The following is a 22,772-nucleotide window of genomic DNA, read 5'->3' on the forward strand; positions in this document are numbered from 1 at the left end:
AATGGTCGAAACCTTACTGGAAGTCCGTAACCTGAGTAAGACCTTTCGCTACCGTACCGGGCTGTTCCATCGTCAGACCGTTGAAGCCGTGAAGCCGCTCAGCTTTACCCTGCGCGAAAAACAGACGCTGGCGATCATCGGTGAGAACGGTTCCGGTAAATCCACGCTTGCGAAGATGCTGGCAGGCATGGTTGAACCCTCCGGCGGCGAAGTGCTGATAGATGACCATCCGCTGGAATTCGGCGATTACTCTTTCCGCAGCCAGCGTATCCGCATGATCTTCCAGGATCCGTCGACATCGCTCAACCCGCGTCAGCGTATTTCGCAAATCCTCGATTTTCCGCTGCGTCTGAATACCGATCTCGAGCCAGAAGCGCGACGCAAACGCGTTTTTGAAACCCTGCGGATGGTTGGGCTGCTGCCCGATCACGAGAGCTATTACCCGCACATGCTCGCCCCCGGCCAGAAACAGCGTCTTGGGCTCGCGCGTGCGCTGATATTGCGCCCGAAAGTGATCATCGCCGACGAAGCGCTCGCCTCGCTGGATATGTCGATGCGGTCGCAGTTAATTAACCTGATGCTCGAATTACAGGAAAAACAGGGTATCTCGTATATCTACGTGACCCAACATCTGGGGATGATGAAACACATCAGCGACCAGGTGATGGTCATGCATCAGGGTGAGGTTGTTGAACGTGGCAGTACCGCAGATGTTATGGCCTCTCCGCTTCATGAACTGACTAAGCGATTGATCGCCGGCCATTTCGGTGAAGCATTAACCGCGGACGCGTGGAGAAAAGACCGCTAGCGCGTTGGTGCAAGGGGCGGATTAACAACGCTCACCACACGCGAAATCCTCGCGGCGTTTTAACGCCCCTTATCCGACAAAAATGCCCCCGGCACACCCATTCCTTTAAGGGTTAAATGGCAGCTCGCGCGCGTTAACCCTTTCCTTTCACTGATGGCGTAACCCGCTTGCAAGCAGGACAAACACCTCAATCGCATGTGGCAACGTCTTCTGTGGATCGTCACTGGCGGCTATCAACAGTGCAGCATTGAGCGCAGCGCCATTTAACAGCTGTGCAGCGACGTTTGCATCCATGTCTTTCAGGACCTTGCGTTCAATCATTTTTTCTATGGTCTGACGGGTAGATTCCAGGCAGCTATTCTGGCTGGGCCAGTGGGCCGGGTCCCCCAGAACAGCCGGACCATCACGCAGTACAATACGCTGCACTTCCGGATCGAGCGCCATTTTGATGTAAGCGACGCCTTCGGCCAGTAGTCGCTCCCAGTCATTCTCGGCGCTGGCGGCAATTGCCTTCGCCTTTCGTGCCATTTCGCTGTCTATCTGGGCGACCACCGCAGCCAGCAAGCCTTTCTTGTCAGTGAAATTATGGTATAGCGCTCCACGTGTTAACCCCACGCTTGCGGTCAACTCATCCATGGAGGCTGCGGCATAGCCTTTCTCGGCAAAAGCTTTGCGCCCTGCCTGAATCATTTTTTCGCGATTTTCCTGGGCCGTTTCGGCACGGCTTTTTGCAGCCATAAGACGTCCTTGGTTACGTTGTGTTTTTCCGTTTGACATACGTGGCGTATGTGGTTTAGATTTTGACATACGCCACGTATGTTAATACGACCGCGTGATCTCAACAATACCCCCAATCGAAAAGGAAATGCCATGCACCCACGTGAACCTGTATTTCCCGCTAATCGTCATGCCCTCTATGAAGAACATGGCTATTCTGCTGCCATTCGCTCTGGCGATCTGTTATTTGTCTCAGGCCAGGTTGGAAGCCGCAGCGACGGCACACCTGAAACGGATTTCGGCGCTCAGGTACAACTGGCTTTTGATAATCTCCAGGCTACGCTTTCTGCTGCGGGATGTACGTTTGATGATGTGATCGACGTGACGACGTTTCATACCGATCCAGAAAATCAGTTTTCAACCATCATGGAAGCCAAAAAATTAGCGTTCCCCCGCCCCCCTTATCCAAACTGGACGGCCGTGGGGGTAAACTGGCTTGCGGGCTTTGATTTTGAAATTAAGGTCATTGCCAGAATCCCACCGCAATAAAGCAAATATTTGGCATAGACCCCACCGGCAATTTATTAATTACGTCATGACGCCACACGCTGTAGATATCGAATGAAAGAAAGTATTAGTAAATATATTCTCACCTGGGTAGAGGAAAATAATTTTTCTATTTTACATATTGATCAACTGATTAAAGATACTGGGTATAGCAGAAGAACCATCGAAACATGGTTTAAAGAGAAATATCACCTCTCTTTAGGTGAGTACATCCTAAGGAGAAGGCTGAGCCTTGCGGCCATCATGCTCAGAATGACGTCGCTTCCCGTTACGGACATTGCTTATTTATTTCACTACCAAAGCAGCCAGGGGTTTTCAAGAGCCTTTAAAAAGATGACGGGACTCACCCCTTCTGAATACAGAAATGCAAAAGAGTGGGATTTTGATATCCTTCAGCCCTCATTTTTATTAGACGATCTTAAAACACCTGAAATAACACTCTGTGAACTCAATGAGATTTTTCCGTATACCCATGAGATTATAGAGCACGATCATCTTTTTGATACAGCGGTGCACGATGTCACTAAAAAAATCAAAAAACTCCTGCTTGAGAATCGCGATCGGATCCAACAGCTTGCCATAGTGCCGCGCCGACCAGAACGTCTGGGTAAAAGCCGTTCCTATCTGGTAGAAGTCTTAATTTCATATTGTTTAGACAGCACTAAAACAACAAAGAAAGACACACTTTTACTTACCGGAAAATATGCAAAAATGTCCTTTGAAGGCAGCTGGGAATGTTATAGCGCCTATAACAAAATTGCGTTTGTTAAGGCAATGGTGACGAACCGCCTGACGTTGCGCGATGGCATTCATTTAATGCGTTTTAACGCCTGCAGCGATGAGCGCGTTAACTTTGATATTTACATTCCTGTGTTATAACCCCGTTTTTTCTTGCGCGTAAATCACACCGCGGGAGGCGCGCAACGCCGGTTCAGACCGACCCTGCGGCCTGTCTGCACACGGTTCTGTTTTTACCACCGTGCTTGGCCTCATACAGTGCTTCATCCACATCACGAATGATATCGCTACTGTTGACGTTTTCCTGAATGGCTGAGCACACGCCAATACTTAACGTTACCGTCAGGGGCACCGCGTACAGATTACCCTGCCCGGTGCGTTGCTCAACATTCTTGCGAATACGTTCTGCGACGACTACGGCCATACTCCTGTCCGTGTCGGGCAACAGCAGGCCAAACTCTTCACCTCCCAGTCTGGCAAAGACGTCATTATCACGAATACTGTCTTTAATAATATCCACGACCGCCAGAATGACGCGGTCCCCCACAGGATGTCCCCAGGTGTCATTAATGGTCTTAAAGTTATCGATATCCAGCATCATAATGCTGGTGCCCTTTTCTGTTCTGAGCATGCGGAGCCGCTGAAGTGCCTCAAAAAAATACTTGCGGTTGAAGATCTGCGTAAGGGGATCGCGGTTAACCCGATCGCCAAAAAATCTCAGCAAGCTGAAGACATGTAACAGTAAGGTACAGATAACAAATAGTTTACTGAACACTTCTACCGCCCGGCTGATATACCAGAGCGACAGGTTATACGTATCGAGTAAGAGCAGGAAAAAGTTATAGGTGATCGCAGAAAGGCACACCACGATGATGCTGTTCCAGACGCCAGATGAAAAGCGTGTCACGTAAGTCATGTAGCAGGCCAGGGCCGACCAGAGCACTATCAGAGCGTTAACGTAGCGGACATCCCAGACAGGATGATACTGATCGGGGCGATACGCGGCTATCGTTAATGTCCAGGTTGGATTGTAGCTGCTCAAAGCATGGGCCAGCACCGGGAACATAACCAGGGGGATTAACGATATTAGCGCCAGCCAGACCTTATTCCGTAATGTGAACCGTCGCCGTGCCGTGTGTTTCTCCACCCATACAGCAAGCCCCAGCAAAAAAATAAAACTTAACTGGCGGAAAAAATAAAATACCGCCGTATCGTTAGTTTTTAGCGTATGGGTTAACCCTGCGTCTTCAGGAAGCTGAATGACGATAATCGTTTCTATGAAATAGATGAGACCGCTCAGAAACGCCATGCTCAGGATTAACAGGGATAAATGAGATCGGTCAGACGCATACTGCATCTGGATAAAAATAGAGATAATGGTATCCAGAAAAAATAGCGCAATCATGACGATCAAATAGGTTGTCATGGGTACCCTGAAACCTGGATTATCATTAACAAAAAAGGAGTTCACCGCGATCATCAGTGCAAACAGCAGCGCACCGGACAGCACGATCATTTTCTCAGCCAACGTAATGTTATTCATGTTCATTAATACCGCATAAATAAAAGACGTGAAACGGCAGAGCGATTTACACCATTCTCTGCTTAACATCGAGGGGCAAACCGGTCAGGCTTGCCACCCTCTTTTCAGATGCTTCAGTTAACCGACCTCAGTCTGTTGAAGTGGATTATCCCGGTCGATGTCGTACCGAACCGGGATATTCCCTACTGCGCTTTACTCACCAGTGAGATCACTCTTACCTGCTTGTTGCGATAGGCTATCGCCAGCGCTGAATAGGCCCTCGCCGGTAACGTATGATGTTTGTATTGTGAATAGACGTTGATAACCTCATTATCTTTACCGGCCCACAGGGCGATTTGCATCCAGTCGGCGACCTGAGACTCATCAAGCCGATGGTGGCCTGAAAACCAGGACAAGGCTGGTTCCGTATTGCCTTTTCTCGCCTCGATAATCAGAGCGTCATACTGACTATGTTCCGCTGGTGTCATGGCCGACACCGTCGCGTAAGGAAAAGAAACCGTTCCGACAATTAACGTCTTAACTAATAACTGTGCAATCCTCATGCATGCATTCCATATATCCGTATATGTTAAACTTAGTGATGCGTTTTATTCTGTAAAAGAAAATGTGAAAAATACTCCTCCCCTGAAGCATATTGAAAGAAATGGCGAAACTCCTCTAACTTTCGCTCATATTCCCCCTGTCCTCCTCCGAAATTCTTGTCAGGGCACAATCCTGCAGATTATCGATACCGAGCCATTCGCTAAATGCGACGGAATAGGCAATTGAGTCGATATCATCATCATCGAATCGATACAATTCTTCTTTCATCGTTCACAACTCCATTTGTAAAACATCTGTTTTGCGAGGAATATATAGCGTCAGGGCTCACAGACGAGAGCCCGTACTGACTGATTCGTTTTAATTACGAGACGGTGCCAGACTCAGACTATGGGTATATAAATATCAAATACGACCTTATCTTCGGAGCAGGAATGGAACGTCATTAAATGGGTTTCATTACGCAGCCTGAATTGATGATATGACATTACCCACAAATAGTTCTTTTTGCTGAGCTTACCGTAGGCGCTCCAGCTACCGTCATACCGCATAACGGCATATTTACCGGAAAAATGATATTCCTGTTTTTGGTGCGACGTATTATCCGGTGACAGATAATCAATTATGACTTCAGCCATGTTTTCCCGGCTTTTATCCAGGCCTTCTGGACGCCGTCCCCTGATGGCGATTTCTTTTATCTCCCCACGATGATCAAGCAAAAGTTTTCTCAGCCTTTTGGTCACATCCTGTATCGCAGGATTAAAAATATGATCATATTCCGTCAGGGTATCGTTATAGGAAAACGTCCGCGCCAGCCGACATATCTTCACGTCAGGTTTACGGAGCCCTTCTAATAACAGTGAAGGATGGTAACGCTGGAAGTCCCATATTTCATCGCTTCGATATTGAGACGGTGTTTTTCCGGTCAATTTCTTAAACGCGCGGGCAACCCCCTGTCCGCTATAATACTGAAAAATGTGAGCAATTTCGGTGACCGGCAGCGACGTCATCCTTAATAAAGACGCGGCATAGCTCATTCGTCTCCTGAGCATATACTCACCCAGCGACTGGTGGAATTGGTGTTTAAACCAGATTTCGAGCGTCCTTCTGCTGTAACCCGTTTTTACGACCAGCCGATCGATATGCTCCAGAGATAAAATATTATCTTCAACCCAGTCTATAACGTGTTTGTTAATGATTTCTTTCATGTTTTGACTCTAACTGGATTGTAATACGTTAAATCCACTGAACGGATCATTTTGCGCAAAAACGCCCGCCTCTGGTTGGATGAGGCGAACCGGTCGCGCAGTGATATAATGGACGGATGCCTGTGAAACAGCGTGATAACGCGTTCGCTCACCCCCTTCCATGACATACGTCACGGGCTTTGAGCGAGAAATAGCGTGACACAAGGGGCACTGAGTGGGATATAATTTCGAGCTAATTTCGAATGACTTTGAAATGTTGCCTGTAATGCTATGATTTACAAGGCAAAAAATAAGCAATGAATATAAGGATTAAATCTATGGGTTTTCTTTCCGGTAAGCGCATTCTGGTAACTGGCGTTGCCAGCAAACTGTCCATCGCATACGGCATCGCACAGGCTATGCATCGCGAAGGCGCTGAGCTGGCGTTCACCTACCAGAACGACAAGCTGAAAGGCCGTGTAGAAGAGTTTGCCGCGCAGCTGGGTTCCAGCCTTGTTCTGGAATGCGACGTTGCACAAGACGAAAGCATCGATGGCATGTTTGCTGAACTGGCAAAAGCATGGCCGAAATTCGACGGTTTCGTTCACTCCATCGGCTTCGCTCCTGGCGATCAGCTGGACGGCGACTACGTGAACGCGGTAACCCGTGATGGCTTCAAAATCGCTCACGACATCAGCTCCTACAGCTTCGTGGCAATGGCTAAATCTTGCCGTGCGATGCTGAACCCAGGCGCAGCTCTGCTGACCCTGTCCTATCTGGGCGCAGAACGTGCTATCCCTAACTACAACGTTATGGGTCTGGCTAAAGCGTCTCTGGAAGCAAACGTCCGCTACATGGCGAACGCGATGGGTCCAGAAGGTGTGCGTGTGAACGCTATCTCCGCGGGTCCAATCCGTACCCTGGCAGCTTCCGGTATCAAAGATTTCCGTAAAATGCTGGCGCACTGCGAAGCGGTTACGCCGATTCGTCGTACCGTTACCATTGAAGATGTGGGTAACTCTGCAGCGTTCCTGTGCTCTGACCTTTCCGCGGGTATCTCCGGCGAAGTGGTTCACGTTGACGGCGGCTTCAACATCGCTGCAATGAACGAGCTGGAAATTAAATAAGCTGTGACTCTCTTCCCTCACGGGAAGAGAGTTTTCCTTCCTCCGCCCGACCCCGTCGTTATTCCGTTCAGCTATTTGTTATCACCTAACAATATTTTTCCCCACATCTGCCTTACGCCAGGATATTGATCGCCATTTTGAGATCAAGGAACGCCCATGGAACAACGCCGTTTTTCCGGCAAAGGCCACTGGTACCACGAAACCCAGTCAAACCACGCGCAGACGGATGTTCTGCCTCTGGTGCCCGAAGCCGCTAACGTCGACGATCGTTTTTTGCTCGATTTAGCCCTGCCTGTCGAGATTGTCGCCGCCTGTACTGGCTGGCTCACCCCTGCCAGAACCTTATGCCACCTGTTGTTTCCGCTCTCAATCTCCGTTAACCGGCTGCATACGCTCAGCGCCTACGACAGATTGAGTACTGCATTAACGGTCGCGCAGGCCTGTGGCGTCCAACGGTTGTGTAACCACTATGCCGCCCTCCTCGCCCCGCTTCCCGGCCCTGACTCCTCACGCGAAAGTAACCGCCGCCTGGCACAAATCACCCAGTACGCCCGTCAGCTCGCCAGCTCACCTGATGTCATCGATGATAAAGCACAGCAGCAGCTTGATGAGGTGGGCCTGACAACCTACGACATGGTGCTTATTAATCAGATTATCGGCTTTATCGGTTTTCAGGCACGCGTGGTGGCCGTCTTTCAGGCCCTGCTGGGGCATCCTGTACGCTGGCTGCCCGGCCATTATATTCAGCCGCACACGCTGCCAGCTGCTCCTGAGTCCTGGGTGGCGCTTTTACCTGTCGTTGAACTGCGTTATGCCAGCGCGCATCAGCTTGAATCGCTTTCCCGCTGGCAGGCCGAACCCGCCCTTGAAGCGCTGACGCCGGTACTCAGCCATGAGCCCATCCTGCTCGACCTGACGGGTGAGATCCTGGTAAACAGCCATGATGATATTTCTCTTGATTCGCCGGCGCTTTCGGCGGCAATCGACTTGTTGACGCGTTCTCCGGACCGCTTCAGTGCCGCACAGTTCACCCCGCTCACTGAACAAGGACTGCCTGCGGTACGGGCGATAAAACTGCTCACCCGGAGCGCGATGGATGGCTGGCTTGAACGCCTGAAAGTCGCGTTTGGCAAAGGGGAATAACCATACTAATTACCCAAAGACCGCTTGCTGTGACAGTGAGAATCGCGTAAAACTGTCAGCCGCTCAATGGCTACGAAAATAGAACATTATGTTTCAGGACAACCCGCTGCTAGCGCAGCTTAAACAGCAACTGCATTCCCAGACGCCGCGTGCAGAAGGGGTCGTAAAAGCCACGGAAAAGGGCTTTGGCTTCCTTGAAGTTGATGCGCAGAAAAGCTACTTCATTCCGCCACCGCAGATGAAGAAAGTGATGCATGGCGACCGCATTACGGCCGTCATTCATACCGAAAAGGAACGTGAGTCCGCCGAGCCAGAAGAACTGATCGAACCGTTCCTGACCCGCTTCGTGGGCAAGGTCCAGCGAAAAGACGATCGTCTTTCTATCGTGCCGGATCATCCCCTGCTGAAAGATGCCATTCCTTGCCGCGCCGCCCGTGGTGTTGAGCATGATTTCAAAGAAGGTGACTGGGCCATAGCAGAAATGCGCCGTCATCCTCTGAAAGGCGATCGTGGCTTTTATGCTGAACTGACCCAGTTCATCACCTTTGGCGACGACCATTTCGTGCCATGGTGGGTGACGCTTGCACGCCATAATCTTGAGAAAGAAGCGCCAGACGGCGTAGCGACTGAAATGCAGGACGAAGGCCTGACGCGTCGCGACCTCACTGCCCTGGAGTTTGTCACTATCGACAGCGCCAGCACAGAAGATATGGATGATGCGCTGTATGCGGAAGAGAGCGCTGATGGCAAATTGCATTTGACCGTCGCCATTGCCGATCCCACCGCCTGGATCGTTGAAGGCAGCAAGCTGGACGATATGGCAAAAGTCCGATCGTTCACTAACTACCTGCCGGGCTTCAACATCCCCATGTTGCCGCGCGAACTGTCAGATGACCTCTGCTCACTGCGTCCAAATGAAGTGCGTCCGGTCCTTGCCTGCCGCATGACCATCGCCGCCGATGGCGCGATCGAAGACGATATTGAATTTTTTGCCGCAACCATCGAATCGAAAGCCAAGCTGGCCTACGACAATGTTTCCGACTGGCTTGAGAATACCGGCACCTGGAAACCGGAATCAGACGCGATTGCCGCACAGATCCGCCTGCTGCACCGCATTTGTTTGAACCGCGGCGAGTGGCGTAAAACCCATGCGCTGGTCTTTAAGGATCGTCCGGACTATCGCTTTGTGCTGGGTGAGAAAGGCGAAGTGCTGAATATCGTGGCTGAACCGCGTCGCATTGCGAACCGCATTGTTGAAGAAGCGATGATTTCTGCCAACATTTGTGCCGCTCGCGTCCTGCGTGACAAGCTGGGCTTTGGTATTTACAACGTCCACACCGGTTTTGATCCGGCCAATACCGAAGCGCTGGCGGCTCTGCTGAAGAACCACGATATGCACGTTGACCCTGAAGAAGTGCTGACGTTGCAGGGCTTCTGTAAGCTGCGCCGCGAGCTGGATGCACAGCCATCCGGTTTCCTCGACAGCCGTATCCGTCGTTTCCAGTCCTTTGCTGAAATCAGCACCGAGCCGGGTCCACACTTTGGCCTCGGCCTGGAAGCCTACGCGACCTGGACGTCACCTATTCGTAAGTATGGCGACATGGTCAACCACCGTCTGCTGAAGGCGATCATTAAGGGTGAGTCCATTGCGCGTCCGCAAAATGACACCACCCTGCAGATGGCCGAACGACGTCGCCTGAACCGTATGGCGGAACGTGACGTGGGAGACTGGCTGTACGCACGCTACCTGCAGGATAAAGCGGGTACAGATACTCGCTTCGCCGCAGAAATCATTGATATCAGCCGGGGCGGTATGCGCGTTCGCCTGGTGGATAACGGTGCCGTCGCCTTTATCCCTGCCCCGTTCCTGCATGCTGTCCGTGACGAACTGGTCTGCAGCCAGGAAAATGGTACTGTGCAAATCAAAGGTGAAACAGTTTACAAAGTCACAGACGTGATTGACGTAAACATCGCTGAAGTTCGCATGGAAACCCGCAGCGTTATCGCGCGCCCGGTCGCCTGATAACCGCTTAAATTGTCGGCCGTTTCCCTTCGGGAAGCGCCGACAATTTTTCTTTTGAACCCCCGCCGCAAAATCATTATTTTTTCGTACTATTTTCAGCGTCTTCCCGCCCAAAATTGCCATAATTATCTACAGTAAAAGAGTGCCGTTATATTCGGTTACATGAATTTTTATACAATAAATACCCTTTTTCGCCAGACGCGTTTTTTATAAGAAAACCGGGAAAAAACACGACGTTCATTTTGGGGTTGCCGCTGTTTCACAACGGAAAAGTCGACGGCAAATGAATAATTTGTGCGCTAATGAGCAGCTGCGGGAGAAAACATGATGGACGATCTGGAGCAGAATTTGCTGTTTCGTTACATGGGTACGCATAGCCCCTGGTGGCGAATGACAGCTGACAGCAATGCTCTGCACCTTGCCGCCAGCGAAAATGCCGATGTGACTGAGGTGGTGGCGCTGGATGATGAACAAGCCGAACTCATCCGCCAGTTAACCGTCATTACCTCCAGCATCTCCATGACGCTCTCGTTGTACGGGGAAGATGTCCCGGTTCATCTTGTGGGGCGCAAAATAACCCGAAATGAATGGGCCGGCACCGCGTCAGCGTGGAACGATACGCCCTCCGTGGCTCGTGACCTGGCTCAGGGCCTCTCTTTTGCTGAACAGGTTGTCTCTGAAGCCAACTCCGTCATCGTTATTCTCGATCATAACGGTAATATTCAGCGTTTTAATCGGCTGAGTGAAGAATATACCGGCCTGAAAGAACAAGAAGTTATTGGCCAGAACGTGTTCAAGCTGTTTATGAGCCGCAGCGAAGCGGCAGCTTCGAAGCGCAATATCACCGGTTTTTTTCGCAACGGCAGCTCCTACGAGGTCGAACGCTGGATCAAAACGCGTAAAGGGCAACGGTTGTTTTTGTTCAGAAACAAGTTTGTTCATAGTGGCAGCGGCAAAAATGAAATTTTCCTTATCTGTTCCGGCACCGACATTACCGAGGAGCGCCGCGCCCAGGAGCGTCTGCGCGTGCTGGCCAATACCGACACCATCACCGGTTTGCCAAACCGTAACGCGATCCACGAACTGATTTCTGATGCCATCGCCAGCCGCGGTGAAACGCAGGTCGGCGTGGTGTATCTCGACCTGGATAACTTTAAAAAGGTCAACGATGCCTACGGGCATATGTTTGGCGACCAGCTGTTGCAGGCTGTCGCTCTGGCCATTCTGAGCTGTCTGGATGACGGTCAGGTGCTGGCGCGACTTGGCGGCGATGAGTTTATTGTCATGGCCACAGATACCTCTCAGGGCGCTCTGGAAGCCATGGCGTCGCGGATCTTAACCCGTCTGCGCCAGCCGTTCAGAATCGGCCTGATAGAAATTTACACCGGTTGCTCGCTCGGTATCGCCCTCGCCCCGCAGCACGGTAACGACAGGGAAAGCGTCATCCGTAATGCCGATACCGCCATGTACACGGCGAAAGAGAATGGCCGGGGCAAGTTCTGCGTCTTCTCACCCGAGATGAACCAGCGCGTATTTGAATATCTCTGGCTGGATACCAACCTGCGTAAAGCGCTGGATAACGATCAACTTCTGATTCACTACCAGCCTAAAATTACCTGGCGGGGTGAAATCCGAAGTCTTGAAGCGCTGGTGCGCTGGCAGTCGCCGGAACGCGGTTTAATCCCTCCGCTGGAGTTTATTTCTTATGCCGAGGAGTCGGGATTGATTGTCCCGCTGGGCCGCTGGGTGATGCTTGATGTGGTGCGCCAGGTGGCTAAATGGCGCGATAAGGGGATTAACCTGCGCGTGGCGGTCAACGTCTCCGCACGTCAGCTGGCCGACCAGACCATTTTCAGCGATTTAAAGCAGGCGCTGAAGGATCTGGATTTTGAATACTGCCCTATCGACGTTGAACTCACGGAAAGCTGCCTTATCGAAAACGAAGAGCTGGCGCTCTCTGTGATCCAGCAGTTCAGCAAACTTGGCGCGCAAATTCATCTTGATGATTTCGGCACCGGCTACTCGTCTCTGTCGCAGCTGGCGCGGTTCCCTATCGACGCCATTAAACTCGATCAATCCTTCGTCAGGGATATTCATAAACAATCGATCTCCCAGTCTCTGGTGCGGGCCATCGTCGCGGTGGCACAGGCATTAAACCTGCAGGTCATTGCTGAAGGGGTCGAGAGCGCGAAAGAAGACGCCTTTCTGACCAAGAACGGCGTCAACGAACGGCAGGGCTTTCTCTTCGCTAAGCCGATGCCCGCTGCCGCATTCGAGCGATGGCTAAAGCGATATCAGTCGCGAAAACAACGTTAACTGGCTTTGCGTAACGCCCCATGATGGCGGTTTTGCAGCATCACCAGACGCTCCATATAGGCGATATCTTTTGGCTCGAGGCAGAACGCCGCATCAACCCAGTCTTCCGTGATATCCATCAGTTCACTGCGCGGCAGTTGCAGTACCCGGGTTCGGGCGCGCAACATCGCCCTTACCCCGTTCAGCTTCGGCCGCAGCGTGTCGATGAAGGTTCTGACGGAGACGTAGCTCTGCCCGGGCTCAAACAGCACATCGACCAATCCATGCTGTTCGTACCATTCTGCCGTATGCGACTCCCCCTTGTAGATGAGTTCTTCCGCCAGTTTCATCCCTGCCCGACGTGCGACCAGCGAATATGCCCCCATGCCCGGGAACAGGTTGAAGGCAATTTCCGGGAAGCCCAGACGGGCATCGCGCTGAGAGAGAACAAAATGGTGTGCCAGCGCAGCCTCAAACCCACCGCCTAGCGCGCTGCCTTCAACCATTGCCAGAGAGACCGCGCCCGTATCAAACCCCCGCGACGCTGCGTGGACACAGTCGACGCAGGCACGTGCATACGCGCGTAACGCTTCACGCCGTCCATTTAGAATGCACTCTACGAAGAACTGTAAATCGCCTCCCGCATTATACATTTCAGGAACCAGTGACCCGGTTACCCAAAAATCGACAAGATACCCGGACTGGCGAACCAGCCAGGAGAGGTTCATGATCTCCTCAATTAACGCATGATTAAAACAAGGACGAGGTTGCGCCCGCAGCATCATCCAGATGGTGTGCCGCTCTTCCTCGTAGTAGGCTGACAACTGTGTGAAACGTTCAGTATCGGTAAACAGGGTGCAGGTAGGCTGGTTGATAACTGTCATAGTCTAATTCCTCACAGAAAAAGCGCCTTGCGCGCAGTTTTAGACTAATCCACTCATTAAGCCCGCAGCATGTGGGGGAATAAATTTATCACTTTCATTTATGTAATTTAGTTATTGCATTTTTTCCCTTCTCTTTTGATCCCATTTTCTGCATCATTGAAAATATTACCTTTTCGCACCTGGGGTGAGATTATGTCTACTATTGATGCACAAGCTGTAGCACAACGTATTGATACCGTGCTGGATATCCTGGTGGCAGGCGATTATCACTCGGCGATCCGTAATCTGGAGATCCTGAAGTCTGAACTTCTTGCTCAGAAGGGTGCTGAAAACGCGCCTGAGAACGGACAGCCAAAAGCGCCGTGGGAAGTTTGATCCTGCTGTTTTCGAACCTGTTTCGCTTTATTAATTGGATGCTATGAATTCCCGACAACAAATCATTTTGCAGATGGTCATTGACCAGGGACGCGTCAGCGTAGTCGATCTCGCTAAAACCACCGGCGTTTCAGAAGTCACCATCCGCCAGGATCTTAACCTGCTGGAGAAACAGAGCTACCTGCGTCGTGCGCATGGATATGCGGTCCCGCTCGATAGCGAGGACGTTGAGACGCGCATGATGAACAACTACGCCCTGAAGCGTGAGCTGGCGGAGTTTGCCGCGTCTTTAGTCAACAATGGCGAGACGGTGTTTATCGAAAACGGCAGTAGCAATGCCTTACTGGCGCGTACGCTTGCCGAACAGAAAGACGTTACTATCATCACGGTCAGTAGCTATATCGCGCACCTGCTCAAAGAGACCCGCTGCGAGGTGATCCTGCTGGGCGGCATTTACCAGAAAAAAAGCGAAAGCATGGTTGGCCCCCTGACCCGCCAGTATGTTCAGCAGGTCCATTTCAGTAAGGCCTTTATTGGTATTGATGGCTGGCAGCCAGAAACGGGCTTCACCGGCCGCGATATGATGCGTTCTGATGTGGTGAATGCGGTGCTGGAAAAAGAGTGTGAGGCCATTGTGCTGACTGACAGCTCAAAATTTGGCGCCGTTCACCCTTATACTATGGGGCCAGTCTCTCGCTTTAGTCGTGTAATTACCGACGAACGTTTGAGCGAAGAGCATCGTATTAAACTGGAAGATGACGGTCTTATCGTCAATATTATTAAAAAGTCGTCCTGAGTCCTTTAAGCGCCCGAATGTCGGGCGCCTATGTCCCTACTGTCTGAGATGATTCCTAACCCTCCTTTAAGAGTTTTTACCTGTTTAACCCGCCTTAAAGTCGTAAAATTAATGTTAGCGATATAACAGGAAGTGACTATCACCTGCGTGATTACGTAACACCTGCGCGACCAGCTTTCACGGAAAACAGTTTTTAAGTATTCAATTCGTCTATACTTAAAGCGTAGCTCTTTCCGTGAATCGATAATTCAGGAGAAAGTATTATGACCTTAACCAGCAAAAAATTAGCCGCCGCTGTTCTGGCAATCACTGTAGCAATGTCCCTGAGCGCTTGCTCTAACTGGTCTAAACGTGACCGCAACACCGCAATTGGTGCCGGTGCTGGTGCTCTGGGCGGTGCGGTATTAACAGATGGTAGTACGCTGGGTACATTAGGTGGCGCTGCTGTCGGTGGTATTATCGGTCACCAGGTCGGCAAATAATTATTAAATAAGCCTCCACCGGTACTGCGATATTAGAACGCATTTCAGGTCTGACTTACGCACGTAAAAAAAGAGCCACGGCAAATGCCGTGGCTCATCTATTTTAGCCGCCCGCCAGTTTCACTTTCATGCCTTTGGCTTCGAGCAGGGATTTAATTAAATCACGTTTATCGCCCTGGATTTCGATAATGCCGTCTTTCACGGCACCACCGCAGCCACATTTCTTTTTCAGATCGGCGGCCAGCTTAACCAGTTCCGCGTCATCAAGATCAATGCCGGAGATAAGGCATACGCCCTTACCTTTGCGTCCACTGGTTTGACGCTGGATACGAACAATACCGTCCCCCTTCGGGCGCTCGGCTTTCGCTTTTGGTTCGTCTATGCGCCCACTTTCTGTTGAGTAGACCAGACGACTGTTGGAATCAGTCATTATGCCCCCTTTTTCAGTGATGCGTTGATCGCCTTGAGCGTCTCTGACGGGTTAGCAGACTGCGTCACAGGACGCCCGATGACCATATAGTCTACCCCTGCCGCCAGCGCCTGTTCAGGCGTCATAATGCGACGCTGATCGCCTGCCTCGCTGCCGGCCGGGCGGATACCTGGGGTAACAAGTTTGAAAGCCTGGCCCAGTTCTGATTTGAAACGCACGGCTTCCTGCGCGGAACAGACGACACCATCAAGCCCGCAATTTTGCGTCAGGCGCGCGAGACGCTCTGCATGCTCAGCAGGTGACAACGTCACGCCGAGATCGCGTAAATCACTCTCATCCATACTGGTCAGCACGGTTACGGCAATCAGCAACGGTGCGTCGCTGCCGAACGGCAGGAGCGCTTCACGGGCCGCGGTCATCATTCTTGCCCCCCCCGATGCATGAACATTGACCATCCATACCCCCAGTTCTGCAGCAGCAGCCACGGCGTGCGCGGTGGTATTTGGGATATCGTGGAATTTAAGGTCGAGGAAAACGTCAAAACCGCGCTGTTGCAGGTCGCGTACGATTTGCGGTCCAAACAGCGTGAACATCTCTTTGCCAACTTTCAGACGGCAGTCGCGAGGGTCTATACCGTCGACAAAGGCCAGTGCCGCGTCACGTTTATTGTAATCAAGCGCAACAACAACAGGAGAATCAGTAATTACGCGGGAAGCGGAGGAAGTAACAGACGTCATGACCAGCCCTTTTCGTCTATGGGCGCGCAGCGGCGCGGAACAGATAAACGGCGAGCATTCTACCTGCCAGCGCTGCAAATTGACAGGATCGATTTACTCTCCTGCGTGGCCGGCAAACCGCACGGGCTCAACGGGTTCTAAAAACCCATTAGTATGTTGTAACTAAAATAGATCGTTTTTAAAAATTACTGCCCATCAAGGCCTCGGATTGGCTTGATGGTCGACCATGCCCGGCATGAAGGACAGTGCCAGTACAGTGTATACGCCGTAAACCCACACTTCTGGCAACGATAGCGCGGTTTGCTTCGTACCTGCTCGCCTACCATGTCGCGCAGTACCATCAGGCTCTCTTTGGCGCGCCCTTCCTCTGCATCGTTGAGGTGATAGTCCATCAGCTTATGGAATACCCGCATAGTCGGATGACGCTGCAGCTGACGCGTAATATAGACCTGCGCGGTATCACTGCCCTCATACTGCTCAACCACGTCCGAGAGCATCAGTTCGGCAGTCGCGCCGGTGTTCTCTTCCACGCAACGACGCAGGAACGCTACCCATTCATCCTGCTTATCCAGTTGTTGATAGCAGGTTTGCAGCATGTCGAGGGTTTCACTGACCAGCTCTTTATCCTGGTCGATAACCCGCAACAGGCTCTCTACAGCTTTGGCATAGTCGCCGTTCGCCATAAAGACGCGCCCCATCATGATGGAGATACGCGCGCTGTTACGGTCAGCGGCGGCACCCTTTTTAAGCAACGCCATGGCTTTGTCCATGTCGTCGTTGCCCATTTGCTGAAGGGCCAGTTCACAGTAGAAGTGGGCTATCTCAACTCGCTGCTTATCTTTGCCCAGCTTTACCAGACGCTCGGCTGTATCAATGGCTTTCTGCCAGTCACTGGTGGCCTGATAAATCTGCAGCAGCTGCTGCAAGGCACTGACGCGGAAATCCGTTTCATCCACCAGCTGCGAGAACATGTCTTCTGCACGGTCGTACAGCCCCGCCGCCATGTAATCACGACCCAGCTGTTGTACCGCCAGCAGGCGTTGATCGTAGGTCAACGAGGCGCTTTCCATAAGGGTCTGGTGAATACGAATGGCGCGGTCAACCTCGCCGCGCGAGCGGAACAGGTTTCCCAGGGTGAGATGCGCTTCAACGGTGCCCGTATCCTCTTTGAGCATATCGAGGAACAGATCTACTGCTTTGTCCTGTTGATTGCTCAGGAGGAAGTTCACCCCAGCAACGTAGTCGCGGGAGAGTCGGTTAGCCTCATCCTGTTTTGTTTGTTGCGCACTTCTGCGGCCCATATACCAGCCATAGGCTGCGGCTACAGGCAAAAGCAGAAACAACAACTCCAGCATAGTCGATTATTCCTTGACGACCGGCACACCAGAGCTTTCCGGAATGTCGGACGCAGGCGCAATTTGATGTTCGAGTCGTTTAATTTTACGTTCAGCGCGCGCAAGTGAAACACGAACTTTCAACCAGAAAAGACCGCATACCAGCCAGCCAATCGCAAAGCCCGCGGCGAATAAAACCGCCAGAAGGCTCGATACACGATACTCGCCCTGCGCCAGCAGATAGTTAAACGTCACCTGTTGATCGTTTTGTGCACCCAATGTGACTGAAATGACAAAAATCGCCAATACCAGTAAGAAAATGAGTAAATATTTCACATTACTTCCCGTTATGTGGTTCAAGCGAATAAAGTGTGTTCAACTCACCGCAATCAGCCTTATAAACTACCATTTTAGTGACGGGCGCGAAACGGAAAAAGTGACGCGCCAGTCATGGATTTATGGGCAAAACACGGAATATCAACCGTCAGGCGTCGCTTTGGTCCCTTTCGGCGATCTCTTCTTTCTCGACAGGCGGTGGCGTTAACGGACCGCAGATGCGTTCAGCAAGCCATGTTGCCAGCGTCACAAGCAGCCATGAGATCAGCGTAGCCACCACCAAATCCCGCGGCCAGTGCATCCCCAGCAGCAAACGACTGCCCATCACCCCTGTGGCCCAGACCAGTAAAATCGCGATCGTGACCGTACGTCGCCGTGGCCAAAGCAGCCCTACTCCCAGTAACGCCCAGCTGGCGGCAAACATGGTATGGCCGGAAGGAAAAGCAAACCCGGTCTCTTTTTGCCAGTGTTTACGTAAGAACTTCGGGATATCCTGCTGTTCCGCAAGCTGTTCTTTGACCAGCGCACCACGATCTTTACGTTTTAAATTGTAGAACTCATCCACCGGAACATGGTGCGCTTTTTCCAGCCAGACGACAAAAGGACGCGGCTCCTGGACATGATCTTTAACCCAGGACTTCACGCCCTGACCGATGAGGATCGCCCCACCCAGTATCGCAAAGAGCATCAGCGCCGCACGCAGACGAAAGCGCAAACACCACAGAAACCAGGCGCAAAGGATCACATGCGTGATAATTCCCCACGGCTGGGTGACCGTCTCCGTTATCCAGTATAATGTTTTCAGCCATGTGGCGTTCTGACCCGGCTGCCACATCCAGCCTGAAACCCATACGGCCAGCGGCATAATAAGTAGAATGGCCGCACCTGCTGCCGTACGTCTGGCGATTGAAAGCATGTCTTCTCCTTTTTCGCTAAGCACCACAATCATAACTGAAATTCATCTGTTGGGTGGATATGTCGGATCGTGCGTTTAACGTCCATATAGCATGGCGCCCATTAGGCGAACGTGCTGAGCTTGTGGCAAAATGAACAGATACAGAAAGCCAAACAGGCGAAAGGCACGAAACGTGTCAGCCTACTCTGGAGAATCACATGCAGCTTAAACGTGTGGCAGAAGCCAAACTGCCAACCCCATGGGGCGATTTCCTGATGGTGGGATTTGAAGAACTGGCAACCGGACAGGATCATGTCGCGCTGGTGTTCGGTGACATTTCAGGACAGACGCCGGTACTCTCTCGCGTACATTCGGAGTGTCTGACTGGCGATGCCTTGTTCAGCCTGCGCTGTGATTGCGGTTTCCAGCTTGAAGCAGCTCTTTCTCACATCGCTGAAGAAGGTCGTGGGGTGCTGCTTTATCACCGTCAGGAAGGTCGTAATATTGGCCTGCTGAATAAAATCCGCGCCTACGCGCTGCAGGATCAGGGATACGATACGGTTGAAGCGAACCACCAGCTCGGGTTTGCTGCCGATGAGCGCGACTTTACCCTGTGCGCCGATATGTTCAAGCTTCTGGGGGTTGATGAGGTCCGTCTGCTGACCAATAACCCGAAAAAGGTGGAAATCCTGACCGAAGCGGGGATCAATATCGTCGAACGTGTTCCGCTGATTGTCGGCCGTAACCCGAAAAATGCCCACTATCTTGATACCAAAGCCGCCAAAATGGGTCACCTCCTGAGCGAGTGATCGCGAGATGCCCGGCATCGCCATCGCGAGCCGGGCTGACTGCGTCAATCCAGCATTTTACGAATCACGTAATGTAATATGCCGTCGTTCTGGTAGTAGGTCAGCTCGGTTGCCGTATCAATGCGGCACCGGCATTCAAGCACTTCCGTTTTACCGTCTGCTCGCGTTAACGTCACCGGAACCGTTTTACCCGGCTGCAGGTTTTGCAGACCACTAATATCAATCTGCTCTTCCCCGGTCAGTCCCAGCGTTTTACGGGTGACGCCCTGCGGGAACTCTAGCGGCAGGATCCCCATCCCGATAAGATTCGAACGGTGAATACGCTCGAAAGATTCGGCAATCACCACGCGAACCCCAAGCAGGCGCGGACCTTTCGCTGCCCAGTCTCGACTGGAGCCGGAGCCGTACTCTTTGCCGGCAATCACCGCCAGCGGCGTGCCTTCCTGCTGGTATTTAACGGCGGCATCATAAATCGATACCACTTCCGTGCCAGGTAAATGACGCGTCATGCCCCCTTCCACGCCCGGAACCATTTCGTTGCGGATGCGGATGTTGGCAAACGTCCCGCGCATCATCACTTCGTGGTTACCACGACGCGATCCGTAGGAGTTGAAGTCCCGGCGTTCCACCCCACGGCTTTGCAGATAGCGGCCTGCCGGGCTGTCGGCTTTGATACTGCCCGCCGGCGAGATGTGGTCCGTGGTAACGGAATCGCCCAGCATCGCCAGAATACGCGCCCCGTGGATATCCTTAAGCGGAGCAGGTTCAGCCAGCATGTCATCAAAGAACGGTGACAGACGAATATAGGTCGAATCATCCTGCCAGCCATAAGTATCCGAGCCCACGACGTTAATTGCTTTCCATTCCGGCGTGCCCTCAAACACTTCCGCATACTCTTTGCGGAACATTTCGGTTGAGACCTTTTCAACGGCTCGCGCGATGTCGCGTGAAGACGGCCAGATATCTTTCAGGTAAACAGGCTCGTTCTTGCGATCGTGACCAATCGGGTCTGTCGTGAGATTGATGTTCATGTTTCCCGCCAGCGCGTAAGCCACAACCAGCGGCGGCGAGGCCAGCCAGTTGGTTTTCACCAGCGGATGAATGCGCCCTTCAAAGTTGCGGTTACCGGAAAGAACCGCACCCACGGTAAGATCGCCCTGCTTGATCGCCGTTTCAATCGGCTCAGGCAGCGGACCGGAGTTACCGATACAGGTAGTACATCCGTAACCCACGAGATTAAATCCCAGCTCGTCAAGGTACGGGGTGAGTTTTGCCTGCGCCAGGTAATCTGAAACCACTTTAGAGCCCGGGGCCAGCGAAGCCTTAACCCACGGCTGCGGTTTCAGTCCAAGCTCAACGGCTTTTTTGGCCAACAGTCCCGCGGCCATCAAAACGCTTGGGTTCGAGGTGTTGGTACAGGAGGTGATAGCGGCAATAACCACCGCGCCATCCGGAAGTTGATACTGATGTCCGTTCAGGACATAGTCTATTGGACGGTGATCTTTTTTCGCGACATTGACTTCCAGTTCATTGCTGGCGGCAAAAGCTTTCGGCACGTCCGGTAACGCGACCCGATCCTGCGGGCGTTTTGGCCCGGCAAGGCTCGCCTCGACGCTTCCCATATCCAGCTCAAGCGTGCTGGTAAATACCGGCTCATCACCCGTGTTTCGCCACATCCCCTGCGCTTTAGTGTAGGCCTCGACCAGCGCGACCTGCTCTTCACTGCGACCACTCAGGCGCATATATTCCAGCGTCACGTCATCGATGGGGAAGAAGCCACAGGTCGCGCCATATTCCGGCGCCATATTGGCGATAGTGGCGCGATCGGCCAGCGGCAGCGAATCCAGCCCGTCACCATAGAATTCAACAAATTTACCCACCACCCCATGCTTACGCAGCATCTGGGTGACGGTCAACACCAGGTCGGTGGCGGTAATGCCTTCCGACAGCTTACCGGTGAGTTTGAAACCCACCACATCAGGAATGAGCATCGACACCGGCTGACCAAGCATAGCCGCTTCCGCTTCAATACCCCCGACGCCCCACCCCAGCACACCGAGGCCGTTAATCATGGTGGTATGTGAATCCGTCCCGACCAGCGTATCCGGATAAGCCACCCACTCTTTATCCTGCAATTCACTCCAGACGGCTTTGCCCAGATATTCGAGGTTAACCTGATGGCAAATACCGGTTCCAGGCGGAACCACGCTAAAGCGGCTGAACGCCTGTTGCCCCCATTTCAGGAAGACATAGCGCTCGTGGTTACGTTCCATCTCCAGACGTACGTTTTCGCCAAAAGCGTCATCATCACCAAAGTGGTCAACGGTCACGGAGTGGTCAATCACGAGGTCAACGGGAGAAAGCGGATTCACTTTTGCCGTATCGCCACCGAGGCGCTTAACGGCTTCGCGCATGGCGGCTAAATCAACCACGGCGGGAACACCGGTAAAGTCCTGCATCAGGACCCTCGCCGGGCGATAGGCTATTTCTCTGTCGGCATGGGCACTCTTCAGCCACCCCGCCAGCGCCTGGATATCCTCGAGGGTGACGGAATCGCCATCCTGCCAGCGTAAGAGGTTTTCCAGCAAAACTTTCAAGGACTTGGGTAAACGCGAAATGTCCCCAAGCGTTCTGGCAGCCAGTGGCAGGCTATAGTAATGCCAGGTTTTGTTTTCTGCCTGTAATGTGTCCTTACTGGCTTCGCGTAGGGTTAACGACATAAGCTCCTCCTTAATTACAGAGATGTCCTGACAATCATCAGGGCTGTAATTAAAGATAACACAAAGATGTCGTAACGTTTTGATAACAACCCGAATTGATAAATTTAGGAATGGTCCAGTGAAGTGCGAAAACAAAAAACCCCGCCGCAGCGAGGTTTTGGATTTACAGGAAGGCCAGCCAGATGAGCTGAGACCAGAACAGGATCGACACAGAAAAAACGCCGAGCCATGACCAGTATTTGTGAGACATCATGTTATTCATCATAGGGTACACCAGGCATTTTTT

23 protein-coding genes are annotated in these 22,772 nt (G+C 52.0%); 11 read left to right on the forward strand and 12 right to left on the reverse strand.

The features are described from left to right. Nucleotide 1: 1 nt before the first annotated feature. Nucleotides 2-808, forward strand: coding sequence for a putrescine export ABC transporter ATP-binding protein SapF (gene sapF / locus ACMGG3_RS07815; protein WP_014170351.1), 807 nt, complete (start codon nucleotides 2-4; stop codon nucleotides 806-808). Nucleotides 809-955: 147 nt separating this feature from the next. Here sapF and ACMGG3_RS07820 read toward each other — a convergent pair whose 3' ends face one another. Continuing rightward, on the reverse strand, nucleotides 956-1,546 hold the full coding sequence (locus ACMGG3_RS07820; RefSeq protein WP_047955693.1) for a TetR/AcrR family transcriptional regulator: 591 nt from the start codon (nucleotides 1,544-1,546) through the stop codon (nucleotides 956-958). A 132-nt stretch (nucleotides 1,547-1,678) separates the two neighbouring features. On the opposite strand from ACMGG3_RS07820, the gene ACMGG3_RS07825 reads away from it, so the two are divergent. Beyond that, a complete protein-coding gene (locus ACMGG3_RS07825) occupies nucleotides 1,679-2,074 on the forward strand; it encodes a RidA family protein (protein WP_020882451.1) in 396 nt (131 codons plus the stop codon). 72 nt (nucleotides 2,075-2,146) lie between these two features. Further along, on the forward strand, nucleotides 2,147-2,971 hold the full coding sequence (locus ACMGG3_RS07830; RefSeq protein WP_414149757.1) for a helix-turn-helix domain-containing protein: 825 nt from the start codon (nucleotides 2,147-2,149) through the stop codon (nucleotides 2,969-2,971). Nucleotides 2,972-3,023: 52 nt separating this feature from the next. Here ACMGG3_RS07830 and ACMGG3_RS07835 read toward each other — a convergent pair whose 3' ends face one another. The 3 genes from ACMGG3_RS07835 to ACMGG3_RS07845 form a co-directional block, all read right to left on the reverse strand. Further along, complete coding sequence (locus tag ACMGG3_RS07835) at nucleotides 3,024-4,373, reverse strand: GGDEF domain-containing protein (RefSeq protein ID WP_032679689.1); 1,350 nt, start codon at nucleotides 4,371-4,373, stop codon at nucleotides 3,024-3,026. Between the two features lie 182 nt (nucleotides 4,374-4,555). Beyond that, entirely contained in the window at nucleotides 4,556-4,840 is a 285-nt protein-coding gene (locus tag ACMGG3_RS07840) for a hypothetical protein (RefSeq protein WP_032678287.1), read from the reverse strand. A 456-nt stretch (nucleotides 4,841-5,296) separates the two neighbouring features. Beyond that, the gene (locus ACMGG3_RS07845) at nucleotides 5,297-6,121 is read right to left on the reverse strand and encodes a helix-turn-helix transcriptional regulator (RefSeq protein ID WP_414149758.1); all 825 of its coding nucleotides are present in this window, start codon (nucleotides 6,119-6,121) and stop codon (nucleotides 5,297-5,299) included. Nucleotides 6,122-6,438: 317 nt separating this feature from the next. Here ACMGG3_RS07845 and fabI point away from each other — a divergent pair, with 317 nt between their 5' ends. From fabI to pdeR, 4 genes are all read left to right on the forward strand, one after another. Continuing rightward, nucleotides 6,439-7,227 (forward strand): enoyl-ACP reductase FabI, encoded by a 789-nt coding sequence (gene fabI, locus ACMGG3_RS07850; protein WP_020882447.1) that lies wholly within the window; start codon nucleotides 6,439-6,441, stop codon nucleotides 7,225-7,227. A 156-nt stretch (nucleotides 7,228-7,383) separates the two neighbouring features. Then, nucleotides 7,384-8,370 carry a CMD domain-containing protein gene (locus ACMGG3_RS07855; protein WP_414149759.1) on the forward strand — a complete coding sequence of 329 codons (987 nt, stop codon included), beginning with the start codon at nucleotides 7,384-7,386 and terminating at the stop codon, nucleotides 8,368-8,370. 88 nt (nucleotides 8,371-8,458) lie between these two features. After that, nucleotides 8,459-10,393, forward strand: coding sequence for an exoribonuclease II (locus ACMGG3_RS07860; protein ID WP_414149760.1), 1,935 nt, complete (start codon nucleotides 8,459-8,461; stop codon nucleotides 10,391-10,393). 324 nt (nucleotides 10,394-10,717) lie between these two features. Beyond that, nucleotides 10,718-12,709, forward strand: coding sequence for a cyclic di-GMP phosphodiesterase (pdeR, locus tag ACMGG3_RS07865; RefSeq protein ID WP_014170361.1), 1,992 nt, complete (start codon nucleotides 10,718-10,720; stop codon nucleotides 12,707-12,709). Here the strand turns inward: pdeR and ACMGG3_RS07870 are convergent. Then, entirely contained in the window at nucleotides 12,706-13,572 is an 867-nt protein-coding gene (locus ACMGG3_RS07870) for a crotonase/enoyl-CoA hydratase family protein (RefSeq protein WP_414149761.1), read from the reverse strand. The two genes, pdeR and ACMGG3_RS07870, sit on opposite strands and share 4 nt — an antisense overlap. A 192-nt stretch (nucleotides 13,573-13,764) precedes the next feature. Here ACMGG3_RS07870 and ACMGG3_RS07875 point away from each other — a divergent pair, with 192 nt between their 5' ends. The 3 genes from ACMGG3_RS07875 (at nucleotide 13,765) to osmB (ending at nucleotide 15,225) form a co-directional block, all read left to right on the forward strand. Further along, nucleotides 13,765-13,947 (forward strand): hypothetical protein, encoded by a 183-nt coding sequence (locus tag ACMGG3_RS07875; RefSeq protein ID WP_025204000.1) that lies wholly within the window; start codon nucleotides 13,765-13,767, stop codon nucleotides 13,945-13,947. A gap of 43 nt (nucleotides 13,948-13,990) precedes the next feature. Continuing rightward, nucleotides 13,991-14,743, forward strand: coding sequence for a DNA-binding transcriptional regulator YciT (locus tag ACMGG3_RS07880; protein ID WP_047356767.1), 753 nt, complete (start codon nucleotides 13,991-13,993; stop codon nucleotides 14,741-14,743). Between the two features lie 263 nt (nucleotides 14,744-15,006). Next, on the forward strand, nucleotides 15,007-15,225 hold the full coding sequence (osmB, locus tag ACMGG3_RS07885; RefSeq protein WP_008501216.1) for an osmotically-inducible lipoprotein OsmB: 219 nt from the start codon (nucleotides 15,007-15,009) through the stop codon (nucleotides 15,223-15,225). Between the two features lie 103 nt (nucleotides 15,226-15,328). Here osmB and yciH read toward each other — a convergent pair whose 3' ends face one another. From yciH to pgpB, 5 genes are all read right to left on the reverse strand, one after another. Further along, on the reverse strand, nucleotides 15,329-15,655 hold the full coding sequence (gene yciH / locus ACMGG3_RS07890) for a stress response translation initiation inhibitor YciH (protein ID WP_014170365.1): 327 nt from the start codon (nucleotides 15,653-15,655) through the stop codon (nucleotides 15,329-15,331). After that, nucleotides 15,655-16,392 carry an orotidine-5'-phosphate decarboxylase gene (gene pyrF / locus ACMGG3_RS07895; RefSeq protein WP_020882443.1) on the reverse strand — a complete coding sequence of 246 codons (738 nt, stop codon included), beginning with the start codon at nucleotides 16,390-16,392 and terminating at the stop codon, nucleotides 15,655-15,657. Before pyrF ends, yciH begins: the two co-directional genes overlap by 1 nt. A 185-nt stretch (nucleotides 16,393-16,577) precedes the next feature. Further along, complete coding sequence (gene lapB / locus ACMGG3_RS07900; RefSeq protein ID WP_014170367.1) at nucleotides 16,578-17,747, reverse strand: lipopolysaccharide assembly protein LapB; 1,170 nt, start codon at nucleotides 17,745-17,747, stop codon at nucleotides 16,578-16,580. A 6-nt stretch (nucleotides 17,748-17,753) separates the two neighbouring features. After that, nucleotides 17,754-18,062, reverse strand: coding sequence for a LapA family protein (locus tag ACMGG3_RS07905; protein WP_013096374.1), 309 nt, complete (start codon nucleotides 18,060-18,062; stop codon nucleotides 17,754-17,756). Between the two features lie 148 nt (nucleotides 18,063-18,210). Further along, on the reverse strand, nucleotides 18,211-18,978 hold the full coding sequence (gene pgpB / locus ACMGG3_RS07910) for a phosphatidylglycerophosphatase B (RefSeq protein WP_414149762.1): 768 nt from the start codon (nucleotides 18,976-18,978) through the stop codon (nucleotides 18,211-18,213). Between the two features lie 197 nt (nucleotides 18,979-19,175). Between pgpB and ribA the strand changes: the two genes are divergently transcribed. Next, nucleotides 19,176-19,766, forward strand: a complete 591-nt coding sequence (ribA, locus tag ACMGG3_RS07915; RefSeq protein ID WP_003856813.1) for a GTP cyclohydrolase II — start codon at nucleotides 19,176-19,178, stop codon at nucleotides 19,764-19,766. A gap of 44 nt (nucleotides 19,767-19,810) precedes the next feature. On the opposite strand, the gene acnA is transcribed toward ribA, so the two are convergent. Continuing rightward, on the reverse strand, nucleotides 19,811-22,486 hold the full coding sequence (gene acnA / locus ACMGG3_RS07920) for an aconitate hydratase AcnA (protein ID WP_414149763.1): 2,676 nt from the start codon (nucleotides 22,484-22,486) through the stop codon (nucleotides 19,811-19,813). A 163-nt stretch (nucleotides 22,487-22,649) separates the two neighbouring features. Then, a complete protein-coding gene (ymiC, locus tag ACMGG3_RS07925) occupies nucleotides 22,650-22,748 on the reverse strand; it encodes a small membrane protein YmiC (RefSeq protein WP_032669830.1) in 99 nt (32 codons plus the stop codon). Nucleotides 22,749-22,772: the final 24 nt, after the last annotated feature.

The sequence above is a fragment of the Enterobacter sp. BNK-18 genome (assembly GCF_047456135.1).
GTDB lineage: Bacteria > Pseudomonadota > Gammaproteobacteria > Enterobacterales > Enterobacteriaceae > Enterobacter > Enterobacter ludwigii.